General features: G+C 65.5%; 18 protein-coding genes. 13 read left to right on the top strand and 5 right to left on the bottom strand.

Annotated elements, in window-relative coordinates:
* From AD89_RS0105610 to AD89_RS0105590, 5 genes are all read left to right on the top strand, one after another.
* The gene (locus tag AD89_RS0105610) at window positions 1-687 is read left to right on the top strand and encodes a GrpB family protein (RefSeq protein ID WP_051505082.1); all 687 of its coding nucleotides are present in this window, start codon (window positions 1-3) and stop codon (window positions 685-687) included.
* A gap of 48 nt (window positions 688-735) precedes the next feature.
* Window positions 736-1,302: an isochorismatase family protein gene (locus AD89_RS0105605; protein WP_025777630.1), complete on the top strand. Its 567-nt coding sequence runs from the start codon at window positions 736-738 to the stop codon at window positions 1,300-1,302.
* 139 nt (window positions 1,303-1,441) lie between these two features.
* Window positions 1,442-3,751, top strand: coding sequence for an MMPL family transporter (locus AD89_RS0105600; protein WP_025777629.1), 2,310 nt, complete (start codon window positions 1,442-1,444; stop codon window positions 3,749-3,751).
* Window positions 3,752-3,973: 222 nt separating this feature from the next.
* A complete protein-coding gene (locus AD89_RS0105595) occupies window positions 3,974-5,401 on the top strand; it encodes a sensor histidine kinase (RefSeq protein WP_231488473.1) in 1,428 nt (475 codons plus the stop codon).
* Entirely contained in the window at window positions 5,398-6,018 is a 621-nt protein-coding gene (locus AD89_RS0105590) for a response regulator (RefSeq protein WP_025777627.1), read from the top strand. The genes AD89_RS0105595 and AD89_RS0105590 overlap by 4 nt, the downstream gene beginning before the upstream one ends.
* Window positions 6,019-6,139: 121 nt before the next feature.
* Here the strand turns inward: AD89_RS0105590 and AD89_RS18195 are convergent, their stop codons facing one another.
* Window positions 6,140-6,553 carry a VOC family protein gene (locus tag AD89_RS18195; RefSeq protein ID WP_025777626.1) on the bottom strand — a complete coding sequence of 138 codons (414 nt, stop codon included), beginning with the start codon at window positions 6,551-6,553 and terminating at the stop codon, window positions 6,140-6,142.
* A gap of 218 nt (window positions 6,554-6,771) precedes the next feature.
* On the opposite strand from AD89_RS18195, the gene AD89_RS18190 reads away from it, so the two are divergent.
* The 4 genes from AD89_RS18190 (at window position 6,772) to gap (ending at window position 11,624) form a co-directional block, all read left to right on the top strand.
* Window positions 6,772-8,691 carry a serine hydrolase domain-containing protein gene (locus AD89_RS18190; RefSeq protein ID WP_025777625.1) on the top strand — a complete coding sequence of 640 codons (1,920 nt, stop codon included), beginning with the start codon at window positions 6,772-6,774 and terminating at the stop codon, window positions 8,689-8,691.
* A gap of 189 nt (window positions 8,692-8,880) precedes the next feature.
* On the top strand, window positions 8,881-9,249 hold the full coding sequence (locus tag AD89_RS0105575) for a carboxymuconolactone decarboxylase family protein (protein WP_231488465.1): 369 nt from the start codon (window positions 8,881-8,883) through the stop codon (window positions 9,247-9,249).
* Window positions 9,250-9,294: 45 nt separating this feature from the next.
* On the top strand, window positions 9,295-10,392 hold the full coding sequence (locus AD89_RS0105570) for a GlxA family transcriptional regulator (protein WP_025777623.1): 1,098 nt from the start codon (window positions 9,295-9,297) through the stop codon (window positions 10,390-10,392).
* Between the two features lie 236 nt (window positions 10,393-10,628).
* Window positions 10,629-11,624, top strand: a complete 996-nt coding sequence (gene gap, locus AD89_RS0105565) for a type I glyceraldehyde-3-phosphate dehydrogenase (RefSeq protein WP_025777622.1) — start codon at window positions 10,629-10,631, stop codon at window positions 11,622-11,624.
* A gap of 212 nt (window positions 11,625-11,836) precedes the next feature.
* On the opposite strand, the gene AD89_RS0105560 is transcribed toward gap, so the two are convergent.
* Window positions 11,837-12,154, bottom strand: coding sequence for a hypothetical protein (locus tag AD89_RS0105560; protein WP_025777621.1), 318 nt, complete (start codon window positions 12,152-12,154; stop codon window positions 11,837-11,839).
* A 203-nt stretch (window positions 12,155-12,357) separates the two neighbouring features.
* On the opposite strand from AD89_RS0105560, the gene AD89_RS0105555 reads away from it, so the two are divergent.
* Window positions 12,358-13,155 carry a hypothetical protein gene (locus AD89_RS0105555; protein ID WP_025777620.1) on the top strand — a complete coding sequence of 266 codons (798 nt, stop codon included), beginning with the start codon at window positions 12,358-12,360 and terminating at the stop codon, window positions 13,153-13,155.
* A gap of 24 nt (window positions 13,156-13,179) precedes the next feature.
* Here AD89_RS0105555 and AD89_RS0105550 read toward each other — a convergent pair whose 3' ends face one another.
* Together AD89_RS0105550 and AD89_RS0105545 are read right to left on the bottom strand one after the other, a co-directional pair.
* Complete coding sequence (locus tag AD89_RS0105550; protein ID WP_025777619.1) at window positions 13,180-15,147, bottom strand: bifunctional sugar phosphate isomerase/epimerase/4-hydroxyphenylpyruvate dioxygenase family protein; 1,968 nt, start codon at window positions 15,145-15,147, stop codon at window positions 13,180-13,182.
* Window positions 15,144-16,469 (bottom strand): MFS transporter, encoded by a 1,326-nt coding sequence (locus tag AD89_RS0105545; protein ID WP_025777618.1) that lies wholly within the window; start codon window positions 16,467-16,469, stop codon window positions 15,144-15,146. Before AD89_RS0105545 ends, AD89_RS0105550 begins: the two co-directional genes overlap by 4 nt.
* Window positions 16,470-16,710: 241 nt before the next feature.
* Between AD89_RS0105545 and AD89_RS0105540 the strand changes: the two genes are divergently transcribed.
* Genes AD89_RS0105540 through AD89_RS0105530 form a run of 3 tightly spaced genes read left to right on the top strand, consistent with a single transcriptional unit; the run spans window position 16,711 to window position 18,790 of the window.
* The gene (locus AD89_RS0105540; RefSeq protein WP_025777617.1) at window positions 16,711-17,460 is read left to right on the top strand and encodes an IclR family transcriptional regulator; all 750 of its coding nucleotides are present in this window, start codon (window positions 16,711-16,713) and stop codon (window positions 17,458-17,460) included.
* Window positions 17,457-17,933, top strand: coding sequence for a type II 3-dehydroquinate dehydratase (gene aroQ / locus AD89_RS0105535; RefSeq protein ID WP_025777616.1), 477 nt, complete (start codon window positions 17,457-17,459; stop codon window positions 17,931-17,933). The genes AD89_RS0105540 and aroQ overlap by 4 nt, the downstream gene beginning before the upstream one ends.
* Entirely contained in the window at window positions 17,930-18,790 is an 861-nt protein-coding gene (locus tag AD89_RS0105530; protein WP_025777615.1) for a shikimate dehydrogenase, read from the top strand. Before aroQ ends, AD89_RS0105530 begins: the two co-directional genes overlap by 4 nt.
* A gap of 3 nt (window positions 18,791-18,793) precedes the next feature.
* Here the strand turns inward: AD89_RS0105530 and AD89_RS0105525 are convergent, their stop codons facing one another.
* Window positions 18,794-19,630 (bottom strand): DedA family protein, encoded by an 837-nt coding sequence (locus AD89_RS0105525; RefSeq protein ID WP_025777614.1) that lies wholly within the window; start codon window positions 19,628-19,630, stop codon window positions 18,794-18,796.
* Window positions 19,631-19,678 lie beyond the last annotated feature (48 nt).

Here is a 19,678-nt window from a genome sequence, read left to right as displayed (position 1 = left end):
ATGACGCACTCGTCCGCCGGTAACGCCTCCGAGTCGGAGGCTGCGGACGGTGTGCCTGCCGATCCGATGTCAGCCGCGATCGCTGACATCATCACTTTCAACGACGTCAAGGATCCCGATCTCTGGACGCGACCGACCACGCCGCCGTCCGTGATCGCCATCGTTGACCACGACCCCGCCTGGACCGATTATTTCGCCGAGGCGGCCCACCGGATCCGTCGGGCACTGGTCCCGAGCGGTTCGGTCGTCGGCATCGACCACGTCGGTTCCACCTCGGTGCCGGGGTTGCCGGCGAAGCCGATCATCGACATCGCCCTCGTCGTTGCCGATCCCACCGCCGAAGAGGACTATGTCCCTGCGCTCGCCGATGCAGGATTCGTTCTCACCATCCGCGAACCCGCCTGGTACGAGCACCGGATGCTCAAACGACTCGATCCGGAACCCGGGCAGCTGGACTGCAATCTTCATGTCTTCGGACCCCGGTGCGCGGAAGTGGCACGGATGCGGCTGTTCCGAGATTGGCTGCGCGACCATGAGGACGAACGCGGGACCTACGAGTCGGCGAAACGCGCCGCAGCCGAGGAATCGAACGCGGTCGGGGAAACGGTCATGGGCTACAACGCCCGCAAGCAGGCCGTGGTCCGCGGCATCTACCACCGCATCTTCGAAGCCCGAGACTGGGTCTGAATCCAACGCACCCCTGGAAATCGGCCGGGAAGCGCCTATGCTCGAGGCATGGCCAAGGCACTTCTCATCGTCGATGTCCAGAATGATTTCACCGAAGGCGGCGCGCTCGGCGTGACCGGCGGCGACGCCGTCGCCGAAGGCATCACCGCCCACCTCGCCGCACATGCCGGCGACTACGATGCCGTCATCGCCTCCCGCGACTGGCACGATGCCGACAACGACAACGGCGGCCACTTCAGCGACACCCCGGACTTCGTCGACAGCTGGCCCGTCCACTGCGTCGCCGGCACGACTGGCGCCGAATTCGACCCGCTGCTCGACGCCTCGGCCATCACCCACGAGGTGCGCAAGGGCCAGGGCAAACCCGACTATTCGGCGTTCCAGGGGATCACGGACACGGGGAGCCGCCTCGGCGAGCTTCTCACCGAACTCACCATCACCGAGGTGGACGTCGTCGGCATCGCCACCGACCATTGCGTACACGCTTCCGCCCTCGATGCGCTGAGCGCGGGATTGAGCGTTCGCGTGCTCACCGACCTCGTCGCGGGCGTCGGAGACGAGTCGAGCAGGGCCGCCCTCGCGGAGGTCGAAAAGGCAGGGGCCGAGCTCGCCTGAGCCGCTGACTCTCCACCCGTGCCGTAAGCTCAGCCGGAATCATCACCCCAGGTCAGCGGGTTTTCTCCATCGAAAGTTGCAGACCGAATCCGAACTCTTCGGCGATGTGTGTGACTCCTCAGATTGATGGACTGGAGTCATGAACTCACCACTGGCGAAAACCGCACACACGCTGACAACGAAGCGCGGTTCGTGGCTCGTCCTGGGCGGGATCGTCGTCCTCGTCGCTCTGCTCTTCGGACTCCTGTCCGGGGCAGGGGAGGACCGACCGACGGAAACCGCTCCGGCCGACTCCGAATCGACTCAGGCACAGGCAATCCTCGACAAGTTCCCCGAGGCGGACAAACAGTCCGTCATGGTCGTGGCGTCGAATGAGGACGGATCGGAACTCTCCGCCGACGACCAAGCGCAGCTGAAGGAGCTCGGCGGCTCGCTCGGCGATTCCGTCGGCGATGAATCCACTGCGGCCGTGACCGGGCCGATCCTCAGCGACGACAAACAGGCCGCGCTGCTCATGGTGCCGATCACGGTGGGCCTGACGAACTCCGACACCGCCGAGACCGTCGACGATCTGCGCACCACAATCGACGATGACCCGACCGCCCAGTCGCTCACCGGCGACGGCATGTCTCTGCTGGTCACCGGCGGTCCCGCGATCGGCGCCGATATCGCCTCGGCGTTCAACGGTGCGGACTTCACGCTGCTCATCGTCACCATCGTCATCGTCGCGCTGCTGCTCATCATCACCTACCGTTCGCCGGTCCTGTGGCTGCTGCCGCTCATCGTCATCGGCACCGCCGACGGACTCGCCTCGACCGTGACCGCGGCCGTCGGCGACTGGCTCGACCTGCAGTTCGATGCGGGCATCATCAGCGTTCTCGTCTTCGGCGCCGGCGCGAATTACGCGCTGCTGTTCATCTCCCGCTACCGCGAGGAGCTGCGCCGCTTCACCGACCACCGCACCGCCCTCGCCGAGGCGTGGACCCACACCGCCACGACGATCCTCGCCTCGAATCTCACCGTCGTGCTGTCCCTGCTCAGCCTCGTGTTCGCGATCATCCCCGGCACCCGCGGTCTGGGCATCACCGCGGCAGTGGGCCTGCTCATCTCCGCAGCCGCGGTCCTCTTCGCGCTGCCGCCCGTTCTCGCGATCTGCGGCAAGACGATGTTCTGGCCGTTCATCCCGAAGCCAGAAGCGACCGCGGATGAAGAGCTCACCCTCGCCGAGGCGGCCGCCGCCACTCGTGCCACCGCACCTGCGAGTGCGGCCAAGCCTTCGATTTGGCGGACCATCGCCACCCGCGTGGTGCGCAGACCGGGGCTCCACCTCGGTGCCGGGATCATCATCCTCGGTGTCATGGCCACCGGGTTCATCGGGTCGTCGATCGGTCTCGATCAGACCGAGAAGTTCCGGGTCCAGTCCGAATCGGCTCAAGGCCTCGACGTCCTCGCCGACCATTTCCCGCCCGGGGAATCCCAGCCGATCTGGATCGTCGCCGATGCCGACCATGCCGATGACGTCGTCGATTCGGTCAGCGATATGGACGGCGTCGTGCGCGCCTCGGCGATCGAAGACACGACAATCGACGGCACTTCCGTCACGAAGATCATGGTCACCGGTGAGTTCGAACCCGACAGCGCCAAGGGACTCGACCTCGTCGAGGACATCCGCAGCGACGTCCACGCCATTGACGGAGCGAACGCCCAGGTAGGAGGGGCCGCGGCCACGGAGCTCGACGCCCGCGACGGCAACCGGACGGACTTCGTCACGATCGTCCCGATGGTCCTGGCGATCAGCTTCATCATCCTGCTCGGCATCCTCCGCGCACCCATCGCGGCGTTCACTCTGCTGCTCGTCAACGTGGTGTCCTCGGCCGCGGCGATCGGACTCGGAGCATTCCTGTCACGGACGATCTTCGGCCAATCCGCGCTCGATGCTCAGGTGCCGATCCTCGCGCTCCTCTTCCTCGTGGCGCTCGGCATCGACTATTCGATCTTCCTCGCCCACCGCGCGAAGAAGGAGTCCGTCCTCCACGGCGGACGCCAGGGAATGGTCGAAGCCGTCGCCCACACCGGTGGAGTCATCACCAGCGCCGGCATCGTCCTGGCCGGAGTGTTCGCGGCACTGGGCATGCTGCCGCTGATGGTCCTCGGCCAGCTCGGCCTCATCGTCGGAGTCGGCGTGCTCGTCGACACGATCATCGTCCGCACCGTCATCGTGCCCTCGATCTTCGGGCTCGTGGGCGACAAGATGTGGTGGCCGAACAAGGTGATCACTCATTTCGATGAGGGTGGTGTTGGTGGTGAGACCGGTGGCGCTGTCCGCGCTGCCGGTTCCGGTCAGGCGGACGACGCCGACGATTCCGCCGTCGACTCGGTGCCGACCCACCTGCTCGCCGAGCAGGAGCACGTAAACAGTGGTTCGGGCTCACAGCACGGTCGGCACTGAGCTCGCGGGCCGAGCCTCGAACACATGTCAATGTGACTTGCCGGGCCCGGGTGGCGGGGAGACTCATCGCCTGGGCCCGGCTCGCCTTGCCGAACCGCCGGCGGAGGCCCGGCCTTCGCACCACTTCGTCGCCCGGCGTGCCGCCGACCGCGGGCATTCACACGACTTCGCCACCGGGATGTGGTTGAGTTGGCAGGGAGAATCGTGAGTACGGAACAACGTATGCAACAGCATCGCCTCGGCACCAACGCCTACGAGGCGGATCTGCAGGAAGGCGGCAGCGTGGGCGGGCGCAGATGGACGGAACGCACGATGGAGATCGGCCAGCATGCCATCGCGCTCGTCCTCATGCTCATCTCCTGCATCCGCGCGATCACCACCGGCGCTCCGATGCTCGCCGCGATCGCAGTGAGCATCGTCTTCCTCGCCTGGTACGCCCTGGGCGCGGTCCGCGCCGCCCGAACCGGTGCGCTGGTGCTGGCGAAATGGTGGCTCATCGTCCTCGCCGCAGCGTGGCTGTGCACCCTGCTCGTCTCCGCCGAGTTCATCTGGGTCGCCTTCCTCCTCTGGCTGCTCGCCGGCCACCTCTTCTCCCTGCGCATCGCCATCGTCTTCACTGCCCTGACCTATATCGCGACCATCGTCGCGCCGCTGGCCCACTATGGTCAGGTGCTCCCGCCGAGCATCATCGGCTCCCTCATCGGTGCCGTTTTCGCCCTCGGGCTCTCCCGCGGCTACATCGAACTCCTCCGTGAAGGTCGTCGCCGGGAGGAGCTGCTGCGCTCCCTCGAACTCGCCCACCAGAACCTGCTCGACCTCCAGGACGAACTCGCCCTGACTCAGCGGCATGCCGGCGAGATCCAGGAGCGGACCCGCGTCTCCCGCGACATCCACGACACGATCGCGCAGTCGATCTCGTCGATCCGCCTCATCGCCCACGCCGAGGCGGAGCGAACCACCGATGACCACGCCGGGCAGGTCCTCGCCCAAGTCGAGGGCCTCGCCGCGCAGAGCTCCCGCGACGTCCGCCGCATCATCGCCGCACTTGCCCCTGCCGAACTCGAGGACGGTGCGCTGACTGCGGCGATCCGCCGGCTGCTCGCCCGCCTCGAGGCGGACAGCTCGATCACGGGCCGGCTCGACGTCGACGAGACCCTGCCGACCCTGTCCGCCGAGGTGGAGGTGGCGCTGCTGCGTACCGCGCAATCGGCTCTGGCCAACGTTCGCCAGCATTCGCAGGCCACACGAGTGATGGTCAGCCTCATGGACCTCGACGGGGCGATCAGAATGGACATCGTCGACGACGGGGTCGGAATGGCCGATCCGCACAACCGACATCGGAACCCGGATTCGGGATTCGGCCTCGACTTCATCGGCTCGAGGACGCGCGAACTCGGCGGGGAACTCGTCATCGAGTCGAGCCCGGGCTCCGGGTTCGCGATCTCGGCGACCCTGCCCGGCCAATCCCAGCTGCACACTCGGGGTGCGGGGCTCAACCCCGCCGTCGAGGGCACGGACGCGGATTCGGACCGCCGCCTCGGCGAGGGTGAGGGCACAGGCGCGGACGGGGCGGGCACGGATGAGTCGGGCCGCCACGGCGAGGGTGATATCAATTCAGGTGAGACCCGCGACCCAGGAGAGAACGCATGAGCATTCGAGTCATCCTCGTCGACGACCACCCGGTCGTGCGGGCCGGTCTGAAGTCCGTCATCGACGCTCCGGACCACATCGCTGTGATCGGCGAGGCCGGCAGCGGAGAGGAAGCGCTGATGATCGTCGACGAACTCGACCCCGACGTCGTCCTGTGCGACCTGCGGCTGGGGGAGGGGATCGACGGCATCGAGGTGACGAAGCGGCTGCGCGCGAAGTCGAACCCGCCGGCGGTGCTCATCCTCACCACCTTCGACCTCGACTCGGAGATCATCGCCGCGATCAACGCCGGGGCCTCGGGGTACCTGCTCAAGGACATCGACCCGGGGGACATCTCGACGGCGATCGAGAAGGCGGCGAAGGGGGAGACGTATATGCCTCCGGAGATCTCGTCGAAGGTCTTCGCTGCGATGCGCAATCCCAGCCCGAAGCTCACCCGACGTGAACGCGACGTCGTGAAACTGCTGGCCACAGGAGCGTCGAACGTGCAGATCGCGCAGGAGCTCTTCGTCACCGAGGCGACGGTGAAGAGTCACCTGGTCAATGTCTTCACGAAGCTCGGCGTGGATTCCCGTGCCCGCGCCATCCGCGTCGCCGAGGACCAGGGGCTGGTGTAGAGGCCGCGCTTCCCGCGGCCTCCGCCGAGAAACGGGCTGAGTGTCGAAAAACGGGTGTGCACATGCGTTTCTCGACACTCAGCCCGTTTCTCGGCGATTCTCACGCGCCGGCCGAGCTCGCTTACTCGTTCGCGAACCGGGTGAACTGCGCTTCATCCTTGACCGAGGTGCCTCTGTATTCCTGTTGCTGCCCACTAGGCACCAGGTCTTGGTAGTAGCCGAGTCGGTTGCCCCAAGGATCTGTGAAGTCAACAAAAGCGACGACACCAGGCAGCTGTGACGGTTCGGACCGTTCTATCCCGGAGGAGTCGAGAATCGACAACGCCTCGGCCAGATCGAGAACGCGAAAGCGGACTCGGTTGAGCAATGGGGATGCTGGGTCCTTCCCTGACACCTGAAACCAGCATTCTTGACCGGGGATCGGAGCCCATTCGAAGAAGTCGTCGTGCGGCTCGAACTCCGGCTCGCGACCGAACAGCGAGCTGTAGAACGATCGCGCTTCGGCGGTCTCGTCGGTCGGCACGTAGACCTGCAACGTGAAACCTGTGGATTGTCAGGTGAATAACTGATTGGTAATGATTCGTGGCATCGTAGCTGGTGACGGCTTCAGGATGCCGGCGTGAGTCGAGTGATCTCGCCCGGACCCGCTTCTTTCGGCTACAGAGTTTCACCTCGTGCCGGTAGTGTGTTCCCTGCGCAACGGGACAGCCCGAGCGCGCGCAGGATCATTCGGATCGAGACAGCGGAGGTGACATGGCAGGCGAAGACGAGACTCTTCCGCCCCGCCCGGCGGCCCCTCCGAACCGTCGCATCGGCGCCCTGTCCGGCAACACCAAGGGCATTTCCACCACTGCAGATACCTCCGCCGAGGCGGCGCCGGACGTATCGACGAACGCGAACTCCGACCAGAATCCCGACCCTCGGTCCGCACCAGCCGGACCGTCGGAGGAGAACGCCGCAGCCGCCTCGGCGCCGGACATCACCCTCCCGCATGTCGGGGAACTCGAATCGGCGAGTGACGACGCCATCGTCGACCCCTCGGAAGCGGTGCTCGAGAGCATCGACCTCGATACTTGGAAATGGCCGGAGTTCTTCGCCTTTGCGCTCACCCGGATGCAGGAGATCTTCCCGACCGGCGGGATCCCGCGCGGCATCGGGCCGGTGCGCGAGTACGTCACCGAAGACAACGACTTTCGATCCTTGACCATCGACCGCGAGAAATGGCCGGCCGCCGACGAGGACTGGACCACCGTCGGCGACGTCCTGGCCAACACCCACACCGACGCCTGGCTCGTCACCCGAGGCGGGGTGGCGCTGGCCGAGGAATACGCCTGGCCGATGAAGCCAGCCCGCCAACACATGCTCTTCTCCGTGAGCAAGTCCATCGTCGCCACCGTCATCGGAGCGCTCGCCGACGCCGGACTCCTGCGCACCACCGACCTCGTCACCACCCATGTGCCAGCACTGGCGAAGAGCGGATACGTGGGAGCGACGATCCGTGACCTGCTCGACATGCGCTCGGGCATCAAGTTCTCCGAGGAGTACCTCGAGGAGGATTCGGAGATCCGTGCTCTGTTCGAAGCGGTCGATTTCGCGCCCCGATCGGCCGCCTCGGCGAAGGGGATCAAGAACTTCCTCACCGGGCTGACCAGCGACCGCGAACACGGCTCGGCCTTCGTCTACCGCAGCTGCGAAACCGACGTGCTCGCCTGGATCGCCGAGGCAGTCACCGGCCAGCCGTTCTCCATCGTCGCCAGCGAATACGTGTGGTCGCGGATCGGCGCCGCCCACGCCGCCCAGGTCTGCCAGGACCGGTGGGGCGGATCGATTGCCGACGGTGCCATCAGCGCCACCCTGCGCGACCTCGCCCGCTTCGGCGAGATCATCGCCCGAGGAGGCACCACCGAAAACGGCGAACGCGTGCTTTCGGCGGAATGGGTCGACGACATCTTCACCGGTGCCGAGGACTCCGCTGAGGTCTTCGCCGCGTCCCCGTCCGGACGTTCCTATCCTGGCGGAATGTACCGTAGCCAGTTCTGGCTGCCGTCGGCCAGCCGGGACGTCGTCATCGGCATCGGCATCCATGGCCAGATGCTCTACATCGACCGCGCCACCCAGACCGTCGGCATCAAGCTCTCGAGCGACCCGGAACCGGTGAGCCTCGCGGCCCAGCACGGCACCCTGGCCATGTTCGAAGCCATCGCCGAGGCGGTCCCGACCGCTGGTCAGACGCCTGCAGGCCCTGCCCCCACCGAGGCGGCTCCCCGGAACGCCGTACCCGGCCCCGCGCCTGCAGTGCCAAGCGCAGCTGCTCCCGCAGACCCGAGTATCGGCAGCCCCGAGGCGGAGAGTGCCGAGGCTCTGGCCGCAGAATCGATTCCGCCGGCCGCGACTCCAGCCGAAGCGGTGCAGGCGGCCGCCGAATCCGTCGAATCGGTCCCTGCGCAGACCTTGCCAGCCCCGGCGGAGGATGCCCCCGTGGCGCCGGCTCCCGCAGACCCGACTCGTGCAGCCCCAGCAGCTGCAGACCCTGCATCTGTAGCGCCCGTGCCTGCGCTGAGTGAAGCAGCGGTTGCACCTCCTGAGGCCGTGTCTGCCGCAGCAGCAACTCAGGAACCGCCTCTGCCGGGAACGCAGCCTGCCTCCCTCATCGGCCAGAACACGCTCTACTGAGGTCGAGCGGTTCGCGTGTCTCCTGCGGGCGGATCCACCTCGAAACAGCGCGGATAGTCGAGCCGGATCCACCCGCAGGAGACACGCCGGCCGCAGTCCCGTCCGGCGCAGCTGTGTACATGTCGATCCGCCTCTTAGGTGACAATTCCGTAGCGATTGATGCGGGGACTCGGTAGCGTGAGGATCGGAATGACACCGATCACAGGAGATACGACGATGACCGACTTCTTCGACCGCGAGACCGACGGCAAGTACGACAGGGCCTACAAAGAGACCACTCCCGACATTCTCAAGGCATTCGGCGAATTCAACAACGCCGTCTTCGCTTCCGAAGGTCGTGAGATCCCGCTGAAGTACCGTGAACTCATCGCCTACGCCGTCGGCTTGACCACCCAGTGCGCCTACTGCATCGATGCGCATTCGAATGCCGCCGTCAAGGCCGGCGCCACGGAGACCGAACTGGCAGAGACCGCCTGGACCGCCTCGGCTCTTCGTGCCGGTGGAGCCTACGCCCACGGCCGTCTGGGCTTCAAGCTTACCGGGGTCCACGAGCACTGAGTTCGCCCCGGGGCGAGTCCCGATTGCCTAGACTGAGAGGCGATCATGAGTGACGAGCCCCGCACCCTTCCGCGCAGAACACCCCGTTCCCGCCCGCACCGCATCCTCGTGCTGGCACTGGACGGGGTGTCTGCCATGGATCTCGGCGTCCCCGTCCAGGTCTTCGGCCGGGAGTCGAACGCAGCCACAGACCGCACCCGCACCGAGGCGGCCCCACGCTCCCAGCCGAATCCGAGCGGTGAGGCGGCTTCCGCCGTGCCCGGCGGACGGGGGTCGACCGTGCCCGTAGGCAGCTGGCCCTATGAAGTCGAGGTCTGCGGCATCACCGCAGGCAAAGTGGCTGGATCGGACGGCCTTGATTATTCCGTCGATCGGGGTCTCGAAGCGTTGGAGGCCGCGGATACGGTCATCCTGCCGGGTGCCACCTCGGCGGTGGCGGACGAACCGCCCGCTTCGGTCATCGGGGCCCTGCTCTCGGCGTTCGAACGCGGCGCGCGGATCGCCGCGATCTCCACCGGCACGTTCGTCCTCGCGCGCACGGGGCTGCTCGTCGGGCGACGCGCCACCACGCACTGGTCGACGGCGAAAGAGCTTGCTCGACGGTTCCCCTCGATCAAGGTCGACGAGAACGTCCTCTTCATCGACGAAGGACAGCTGCTGACCTCGGCCGGAGCCGCCTCGGCGATCGATCTGTGCCTCCATCTCATCCGCAGCGACCACGGGGTCGGCCTGTCCAATCAGGTCGCCCGACGCCTGGTCGCCGCCGCCTACCGCAGCGCGGGCCAGGCACAGTACGTGCCGCGCAGCGTGCCCGACCCTCTCGGCGATGACTTCGCCGATACCCGCGAATGGGCGCTTCAGCACATCGGCGAGAAGATCACCTTGCGGGATCTCGCCGCCAATGCCGGAGTCTCCGTGCGCACCTTCTCTCGCCGCTTCGTCGAAGACACCGGCTACACCCCGATGCAGTGGGTTCTCAGGGCCCGAGTCGATGTCGCCCGAGAGCTGCTGGAGAATTCCGACCTGGGCATCGAGCAGATCGCTGACCAGGTGGGACTCGGGACGGGGGCGAATCTGCGGATGCACTTCCAACGTATCCTCTCGACCTCACCGAACGACTACCGCCACTCCTTTCAGGGTTGAAAAGGCACTCTTCCCAGGGCTGAGTACAGGCCGCTTCGAGTGGTGAGGGCTGGGCGCTTTTCGGTACATTTCAGCGACCCGGATCACACGTCAGCGGCCCTGGCCAGAAACTTTCGGCATCTGGCAATACGACTGGCGAGAACCTTGCGCAGATTGACTGTCTGGCCACTGTTGCCGCGCGTGGAAGTCGCCCATGATGGAGATATCAAGACGAATCCCGTGTAAAAGGAGTGACATTGACTCGCATCGCCATCAATGGTTTCGGTCGCATCGGACGCAGCACCCTGCGGGCCCTGATCGAGCGCGGCAGCGAGCTCGAGGTCGTGGCCATCAACGACCTCGGCGCCGTCGACGATCTCGCTCGGCTGCTGAAGTTCGACACCACCCTCGGACGCTTCAATCACGACGTCGAGGCCACCGAGGATTCCCTCATCATCGACGGCAAGACCATCAAAGTCTTCGCCGAGAAGGATCCGGCCAAGCTGCCCTGGGGCGAGCTCGGCATCGACATCGCCCTCGAATCGACCGGCCGCTTCACCAAGGCCGACAAGGCCAGCGCCCACATCACTGCCGGCGCGAAGAAGGTCCTCGTCTCCGCTCCCTCGAAGGGTGCCGACGTCACCCTCGCCTATGGTGTGAACAGCGAGGCGTACAAGCCCGAGCACACCGTCATCTCCAACGCCTCGTGCACGACGAACGCCCTGGCTCCGCTGGCCAAGGTCCTCGATGACCTCGCCGGAATCGAGCAGGGCTTCATGACCACCGTCCACGCCTACACCGGTGACCAGATGGTTCAGGACGGCCCGCACAAGGATCCCCGTCGTGCCCGTGCCGCTGCCGAGAACATCATCCCCACTTCGACGGGTGCGGCCAAGGCCATCGGCCTCGTCCTCCCGCAGCTCGACGGAAAGCTGTCCGGTGACGCCATCCGCGTTCCCGTCCCGGTCGGCTCGATCGTCGAGATCAACACGACAGTGTCCCGCGAGGTCACCCGCGACGAAGTGCTCGACGCCTACAAGAAGGCCGCCGAGGGCGACCTCAAGGGCATCCTCGACTACGAGGTCGAGCCTGTCGTCTCCTCCGATATCGTCGGTCAGTCCGCTTCGTCGATCTTCGACTCCGCGCTCACTCGCGTCGTCGGCAAGCACGTCAAGGTCGTGGCTTGGTATGACAACGAGTGGGGCTTCTCCAATCGTGTCGTCGACAACCTCGAGTTCATCGGCAGGAACTGACGTTCACCGCTGATGTTTCCCGGCGTTCGACGCCGGCGACATTTCGGCGCCGAGGTGGTCCCTCGATGCCAACGGATGCAACTGTGGCCTCGAATCTGCTCAACGCAGATTCGAGGCCACAGCCTTGTGATGACTCAGCCGCCCTTGTGGTGACTCAGCCGCCGGAACTTCACTGACGACGCCTGGTCGCTCAGCATCCTTTAGCGGAGAGCTCAGACGTCATCGGAGCCGGGGGTGCCGCCTTCGTCTTCCCAGCGTTCGATCGCGCGGACTTTTGCGCGGCTGAACTTCAGACGAATGCCGTAGCCACCCTCTGCGCCGTCAGGAATGAACCGTGCACCGTACTCCTCGAGGGCGAGGATGAGACGACGTTCCTGCTCGGCGGTGAGGTCCGCGATTCCCTTTTCGTAGTTCTTGAGTTCGGACTTCTTGATCTCAGCCTTGTCTGCCACATGCTTGGCTGACACCTGGCAGAGGATCCGCGATGCACGCGCCAGGGGGCCGTCGATGATGATCTCTTCTGTGCTCATGGCTCCACCATGCCAGAGCCCACCATGCCTGCCAAGGCCAGTCGCCTGAGACATTTCGCAGGTGGGAGCGGATTATATATATGTTCGATTCGTGACCGAGCATGTTGTGTCAATGCCGGTGTCTAGTGTTCTTCTCAAGCTTCCGACATCGGAGTCGGCGGCACCGCGTCGCAGGGTGCGGCGCATGACGGAAGGTCAGAACAATGATGATCACGACCAACAGCGTCGCTCGCTTGGCGCAGAGGTGCGGAGAGTTCCTCGGCGACTTCGGTCAGGCGATGACACCGAGCTACCCGAGTAGCCTCGCGCTGTGCATTCTTGACGCGATCTATTCGACGGGCTCCCACCCGACAGCGGTGGATAACATCGTCGCCCGGTACATCGCCCGACACGGGAACAGTGACGGTGCGAAATCGCTTCGCTATTCGATCGCCGCGGCTGGAGGGGCGGACGTGTGGGCGCGCGAGGTGATCTGCAACCTCAAACCGGCCAGTACCCGCCCCGGGGCAGTTCTCAAGGCTGAGGTCGTCGACAGCGCCGTCCGAGTCATGGCCGACCATGGAATCGATGATGTCGGTGATCTGCGGGAGGCGGTCGGTGAGGGAGCCGGCGGCTTTGCGTTCTCCAGCGACGTGTCGAAGGGGTGGCGAGCTCTGCCCAGCCAGAGCTCGGGCATCACCTGGCTCCACCTGTTGATGCTCGCCGGGTCCACCCATTTCGAAGTCGACCACAAGGTGGTCGGATACCTCGCCGAGGTGGCCGATCCCGCAGCAGATCTCACCGTCGACTACGTGCACGCTGAGATCGACGCGGTCGCCCGCGTGCTCGATGCCGAGGTGCCGACCGTCGAAAGGATCGTGTGGCAGGCCTCACACGGTCGCATCCTCTCACAGCTCAAGGACGAGGACCTGCTACCGGTCAGCGGTCCAGTTGAAGGGCCTGAGACGTCCAGCGCGGTCTGGGAGTTCTGTCCGGAACCGCTGGTGAGCAGACCCGTCTGAACCGTGTCGAGCGGTGCGCTCGGCTCAACTCTCCGTATTGCGCCGGTGCTGAGCGGCCAGCCGCACCGGCGCGTTCGGGGCACCGTAGCCCTGGTAATCTCCTCGGCGCTCAACCATCTCGAAGAAGACCGAACCGATCGTCGACGTATAGAAATGGAGGAACTCGCCCCGGTCGTCACGGTCGTAGAGGATATTGTGCTCACGCAGCCGGCCAAGCAGCTCAGGTTCGAGGTCGAAGCGCGCGGCAAGGTCCTCATAGTAGTTCTGCGGCACTGCCAGGAACTTCAAACCACGAGCGACCGCGGCCATTGCGGCAGTGAAGATGTCATCGCAGACGATAGCCACATGCTCCGGGTAGGTCTCTGCGGGTGAGCCGGTGCCTCGGCTCAGTGGGTTGGGGCTGTGGTCGGGAGAGACGTTGAGCGGCATCCTCACTGCCCCATCGGCACTCGACATCACTTGGGAGCGCACAAGACCGGAGGGGCTCGGCACGTCCTGGGACGGCAGAGCGGTCAGGGCGAGCAGGGAGGTGTAGAAAAGCACTGCTTCGTCGTAGTGATGAGCAGGCTGAGCGAGGTTGATGTGGTCGATCGCCGACTGCCGCTCGTCCGGGACGGTGCCGAACTCGTCGGTCCACTGCGGATCCACGCCGTTTCCGTCACCGAAGAAGACCTCCGATCCGTCGGGCGCGAAGACTCCACGCAGCACCTCTTCGTCGTGTGCCTGATCGCGGGGGACTTCGGTAGCCGAGAGCAAGAGCGCACGTTCCATTGCGGCGTCGGCATCGTCGACGGCGAAGCCGATGCCGCGCAGGAATGTTCCGGATCCGGGGGAGTCTGCTGCCACGGCGGCGGCTTCGTCAGCCGGGTCGGTGCTGTCGATGGTCACGGCGGTGGATTCGTAGTGCCGACTGGTGGGTTCGGTGACGACGATTCGAGCCTGACCGCGTCGCCACAGCTGCACATGCGGTTTCGTGCGATGGAAGCCGACGAACCGGAAGCCGAGCTGGTGGAGCTGCCGGGTGAGCGCGCCCAGATCATCGGTGCTCAGTTCGACGTAGTCGATGCCGCGAGGCTCCGAGACCTGGGGCAGAGGGCGCAGATTCAGCCGCGCGCGATTGCTTTCCAGCCCAGCACCAGGCGCCTCGGCCTCACCAGCGGCAGATGCCTTGGCCCCGCTGGCGGCCGACACGTTGGCTTCGAGCCACCGCAGGGAACGCAGTCCGTCGACAGCGGTGCGCTGAGTGTCGGCCTGCCGGAAGGAATCGTTGAAGACCTCGAGCGACACCGGTCCGGCGTAACCGGTCCCAGCGACGCGAGCGAGGAAGTCGGTGAGATCCCACGAGCCTTCGCCGGGGAAGACTCGGTGGTGACGGGACCAGCTGAGCACGTCCATCGACAGGGCCGGGGCATCGGCGAGCTGGAGGAAGAAGATCTTCTCTCCCGGGATCTCGGCGATGCGTGACAGGTCCGTGTCACGGGAGAGGATGTGGAAGCTGTCCAGGCAGGTGCCGATGCGCGGATGATCGGCGGCCTTGACGAGGTCCCAGGCGCGATCGTATTCGGAGACGAACCGCCCCCAGGCCAGCGCCTCGTAGGCGACGTCGATGCCGTATCTCTCGGCCAGATCGCCGAGGCGGCGCAGCTGATCGACGACGACCTGATCATCGTCGACGGTTGCGGTGGCGACGTTCGAGCACAGCAGCATCGTGGTCATACCGAGCCGCTTCATCAGCTGGAACTTCGCCTCGGCGCGGGCCAGGTTGGCGGCGAACAGCTCGTCCTCGACGCCTTCGAAATCGCGGAAGGGCTGATAGAGATCAAGACTCAACCCGAGTCCTGCAGCCAGTCCGGCGATCACCTCGGGGGAACTGGGCGAGACGATGAGATCCTGCTCGAAGATCTCGACTCCGTCGAACCCGGCCGTCGCGGCAGCCTGCAGCTTCTCCTCAAGCGTGCCGGACAGACACACGGTGGCAATCGAGGTTCTCATCGTGACCTTTCCTCGTGGACGACATCGATCTCTTCCAGATTCAGTCCCTTCGTCTCCTTCGCCGTCATGGCGACCAGGCCGACGACGATGCAGACACCCGCGGTGAACGCGGCCACCGAGACCCAATTCTCTCCTCCGGCGCCGGCGACAGCGGACGCGAGGACCGGAGCCAGACCGCCGGAGACCGCGAAGCCGACCTGAGTGCCCAGGGCCAGACCTGTCACTCGTGCCGTCGTCGGGAACATCTCGGCGTAGAACGAGGGCCAGATGGAGTTGGCCAGCGAGTACGCACAGCCGGACATGATGGCGCCGAAGACGAAGATGAGCGGCCAGTTCCCGGCCGAAACCGCACCCAGGTACGGGAACATCATCAGACCCGACCCGACGGCCCCGGTGATGAAGACCGGCTTCCGGCCGAACCGGTCGGAGAGCAGCGCGGCGGCCGGGATCGCGAACAGGGCGACACCGTTGGCGATGACCGAGACGAGCAGCATGGTCGAACGCTCGAGACCGACGATCGACGTGGCGAATGACAGCGACCAGACGGTGAAGACCATATTCACGGTGTTGACCATGGCGCACAGGGCCACGCGGACGACAGCGGCCTTGTGCCACCGGAATACCTGCATGAGAGGTGGGTTGTCGGCGCGTGCCTCCTTGAACGCCGGCGGCTCCTCGAGCCCTCGACGGATGAACCAGGCGGTGAGCACGACGAGCGCCGACAGCCAGAACGGTACGCGCCAACCCCAGCTGAACAGTGCTTCGTCGGGCAGGAAGGCAGTGAAGGGGATGAACACGGCAGTGGCGAGCAGGGTCCCGGCCTGAGTGCCGTGCAGGGTCCAGCTTGTCGTCCACGATCGTTTTCCCTCGGCCGAATGTTCGAGGGAGACGGAGATTGCGCTCGCCTGCTCCCCCGACGCGGACAGCCCTTGGACGATGCGGCAGAGCACGAGCAGGATCGGGGCCAGCATGCCGACCTGCTCAAAGGTCGGCAGGCAGCCGACGAGGAAGGTCGAGACTCCCATCATGAACAGAGTGAGCATGAGGACGAACTTGCGACCGAAGCGGTCACCGAGCGGTCCCATGATGAGCGCACCCAGCGGGCGCACGACGTAGGCGACTCCGACGGTGCCCATCGCCAAGAGGATGGCGATTCCCGGTGCGGTGGTCTCGGGGAAGAACAGGGTATTGAGCACCAGCGCCGCCGCGGTTCCATAGACCGCGAAGTCGTAGTACTCCAGAGCGGAGCCCGTCCAGCTCGACAGAGCCGCGCGCAGCGGTGTCTTCCTCGTGGGGCGAGCTTCCTCGATCGCGTTGCTCATGCTTCCTCGCATCTCTCATTCTCAGGGACATGTCGACGGCCTCAGCGCTGCCGTGCGTTCATCGGACCGATGCTGTATTGCCATAGTGTGGCAATAATTGTTACATTGTGGTTTACAGTGTGATCGAGATGACATAGCCTGTCAACGTGAAGCAGGGGAATTCTGCCGTTCGGACACACGACGTTTCCACGCCTACGCCCCGACACCATCGAACAGCCACAGCAGCGCAAGGAGGTGAAGCATGCCGCCCAAGGGCTCGAACTCGGTGACGAAGACCTTCGAGATGCTCGAACTCCTCGGTGAATCGCCCGAGGGGATCAGCGCCGCCCAGGCCGCCGAGACCACCGGCTACCCTTTCTCGACGGCCTACCGTCTCCTCGGAGGGCTCGTCGAATCCGGCTATGCCGGCTATGACGCACGCACGAAGATCTACACCCTCGGAATGGAGGTCTTCCGACTGGCCCAGAAGGTCGCACACCGGCAGGGACTGTCCGGAGCGACGAAGGATCTGCTCCAGGAGCTGACGGCCTCCACCGGCGAATCGAGCATCCTCGCGGTCCGTCGCGGCAATGCCGCACTGACCGTGCTCACCGTCGACGGCCCGCAGTTTCGCACGACCACCGACCCCGGAGACGAATCTCCGCTGCACACCTCCGCGATCGGTCAGGCTCTGCTCGCCCATGATCCGCAGGTCGATGCCACGGTCGACTCCCTCGACCTCGTCGCCCGCACACCGAACTCGATCACCGACCCGGCGCAGATGCGCACGCGCCTCGAACGGATCCGCGCCGACGGGTGGGCGGGACAGTCCGAAGAGAACGACATCGGCATGAATGCCCTGGCCGTACCCGTCTTCGACCTCGACGGCACACTGCTGGCCTCACTCGCGCTCGCCGCACCCGTCTTCCGCCGCAGCCTCGACGAGCTCATCGAATTCGTTCCCCAGTTGACCGAGACCGCGGCATCCATCGCCGCCCGATTCCCGAGGTGACCATCGTCGAACCGCACACCGAGCCCGAGATCCTCATCCTCAACGGCCCCAACCTCAACCTGCTCGGGGAACGCGAACCGAAGATCTACGGCCGCACCACCTTGGCCGATATCGAGGCCATGTGCGCCGACACCGCCGCCGAGGCGGGGCTGGGCGTCCGCTGCATCCAGTCCAACCATGAGGGCGGGCTCATCGACGCCGTCCACGCCGCCCGGCACTCCACGGTCGGCGCGATCATCAACGCCGGCGCGTACACGCACACCTCCCTGGCCCTGCACGATGCGCTCAAATCCTACGACCACCCGATCATCGAGGTGCACCTGAGCAACCCGCATGCCCGGGAAGCCGTGCGCCACCACTCGTACCTCTCACCCGTGGCCGCAGCCGTCATCGCCGGAGCCGGCGCAAAGGGCTACGTCCACGCGATCGAGATCCTCGTCGACCACCTCACGAACGCGAAAGCGAGACTATGACCTCATCCCTCCTCCTCGGCCTCATCGGCGACGGCATCTCCGCCTCCCGCACCCCGCGGATGCACGAGAACGAAGGCGCCGCACACTCCATCCCCACGATCTACCGCACCATCGACATCAGCAGCCCCCACCTCGCCGAGGCGACACTGACGGAGCTGCTCACCGCAGCGGTCCGCCTCGGTTTCGACGGGCTCAACATCACCCACCCGTTCAAGCAGCAGGTCATCGGCCTCCTCGATGAGGTCGATCCGGTGGCTGCGCGCATCAACTCGGTCAACACAGTCGTCATCGACGATGCCGGACGGACGACGGGATACAACACCGACGTCACCGGTTTCGCCGCCGGATTCCGTGCCGGACTGGACGGTGCCGCCACCGAGGCGGTCGTGCAGATCGGTGCGGGCGGTGCCGGCCGTGCGGTCGGGTTCGCCCTTGCCGAACTCGGGATCGGCGACCTCATCATCGCCGACACCGATGTGCGGCGTGCCGAAGGACTCGCCGCGGACATCGTCGAAACGTCATCGGTCGGAACTCGGGCGCGAGCGATCGGGCTCGATGAGCTGGAGGGGGCGGCCGCCTCGGCGCAGGGGATCGTCAACGCCACCCCGGTGGGGATGGAGGCGTATCCGGGAACCCCGGTCGACACCTCGGTGTTCAGGTCGGAGACCTGGGTGGCCGACGTCGTGTACTTCCCGCTCGAGACACAACTGCTCGCCGAAGCTAGGGCCAAGGGGTGCCGCACGCTCGACGGATCAGGAATGGCGGTCAATCAGGCCATCGACGCGTTCGAGCTCTTCAGCGGCCAGAAGGCGAACCCGCAGCGCATGCGCGAGACTTTCCTGTCCTTCGGAGCCTGATGCTCAGACCTGTTCCTTCTTCTGCTTGCGGTATTCCTTGAAGAAGCTGAAGGCGAAGATGCCGACGATGAGGGCCAAAGTCAGCCACAGGGCGTACTTGTCGATGACCTTGAGGATGTCGACGGCGGCCTCTCCGAGCTGATAGCCCAGGAATGTCCAGATGAGCGTAAAGATGAGGCAGCCGAGGAGATCGGCGACGAGGAACAGCGACAGCCGCATCCGCGTCCATCCCGCGACGAGATAGACGAGCGTGCCCGGGATACCCGGGCAACGCGAGATCAGCGTCATGAGGAACAGCGCCCAGCTCGGGATCTTCTTCAGCTGGTTGATGCGTTTGAGCTGGCGCTCGTTCTGCGCGAAGAGCCGCAGCACACCGTCGCCCCAGCGGCGACCGGCCAGCCAGAACGCCCAATCGAGTTTGGCCATGCCGACGAAGCCTGCGACGACGACCAGCCACAGCGGAATCTCACCGACCCGGGCATAGGCGGCAGCAGCGACGATCGAGGTCTTCGCGCCGTTGATGAATTCCTGGACGACCGGAGCATGGACGAGCATCCACGGTCGCAGCGGCATGAGGCCGAGGTAGATGAGCGGGACGCCGATGATGATGAACAGCAGCAGCTTGTCGAGGCCGGCAGCCTTGCCCTGCCAGGGTTTGATCGCCGCCCACGGATTCTCCTTGGCCTCGGACTCGGACTCGGAGGTGGCATCCGGCTCAGTGGTTGCGGAACCGTCTGCCTGCGCGGAACCATCGCCCGGCTCGGTGGACCCGGGCGTGGTCGATGAGGGGTCTGCGGATACGGGGTCAGCCTCGTCGCGTTCCGCGCGATCGTCGCTCATCGGTGGGCTCCTGCGGGTCGTCGTGGCGGTCGGCGCTTACGGTATCAC

This window comes from Brevibacterium sp. VCM10 (assembly GCF_000583215.1).
GTDB classification, from domain to species: domain Bacteria; phylum Actinomycetota; class Actinomycetes; order Actinomycetales; family Brevibacteriaceae; genus Brevibacterium; species Brevibacterium linens.
This window is presented reverse-complemented; position numbering and strand designations above follow the sequence as displayed.

Coding starts and splice junctions, on each gene's coding strand:
- AD89_RS0105610 (WP_051505082.1), top strand. CDS start 1: ATGACGCACTCGTCCGCCGGTAACGCCTCCGAGTCGGAGGCTGCGGAC.
- AD89_RS0105605 (WP_025777630.1), top strand. CDS start 736: ATGGCCAAGGCACTTCTCATCGTCGATGTCCAGAATGATTTCACCGAA.
- AD89_RS0105600 (WP_025777629.1), top strand. CDS start 1,442: ATGAACTCACCACTGGCGAAAACCGCACACACGCTGACAACGAAGCGC.
- AD89_RS0105595 (WP_231488473.1), top strand. CDS start 3,974: ATGCAACAGCATCGCCTCGGCACCAACGCCTACGAGGCGGATCTGCAG.
- AD89_RS0105590 (WP_025777627.1), top strand. CDS start 5,398: ATGAGCATTCGAGTCATCCTCGTCGACGACCACCCGGTCGTGCGGGCC.
- AD89_RS18190 (WP_025777625.1), top strand. CDS start 6,772: ATGGCAGGCGAAGACGAGACTCTTCCGCCCCGCCCGGCGGCCCCTCCG.
- AD89_RS0105575 (WP_231488465.1), top strand. CDS start 8,881: ATGACACCGATCACAGGAGATACGACGATGACCGACTTCTTCGACCGC.
- AD89_RS0105570 (WP_025777623.1), top strand. CDS start 9,295: ATGAGTGACGAGCCCCGCACCCTTCCGCGCAGAACACCCCGTTCCCGC.
- AD89_RS0105560 (WP_025777621.1), bottom strand. CDS start 12,154: ATGAGCACAGAAGAGATCATCATCGACGGCCCCCTGGCGCGTGCATCG.
- AD89_RS0105555 (WP_025777620.1), top strand. CDS start 12,358: ATGATGATCACGACCAACAGCGTCGCTCGCTTGGCGCAGAGGTGCGGA.
- AD89_RS0105550 (WP_025777619.1), bottom strand. CDS start 15,147: ATGAGAACCTCGATTGCCACCGTGTGTCTGTCCGGCACGCTTGAGGAG.
- AD89_RS0105545 (WP_025777618.1), bottom strand. CDS start 16,469: ATGAGCAACGCGATCGAGGAAGCTCGCCCCACGAGGAAGACACCGCTG.
- AD89_RS0105540 (WP_025777617.1), top strand. CDS start 16,711: ATGCCGCCCAAGGGCTCGAACTCGGTGACGAAGACCTTCGAGATGCTC.
- AD89_RS0105530 (WP_025777615.1), top strand. CDS start 17,930: ATGACCTCATCCCTCCTCCTCGGCCTCATCGGCGACGGCATCTCCGCC.
- AD89_RS0105525 (WP_025777614.1), bottom strand. CDS start 19,630: ATGAGCGACGATCGCGCGGAACGCGACGAGGCTGACCCCGTATCCGCA.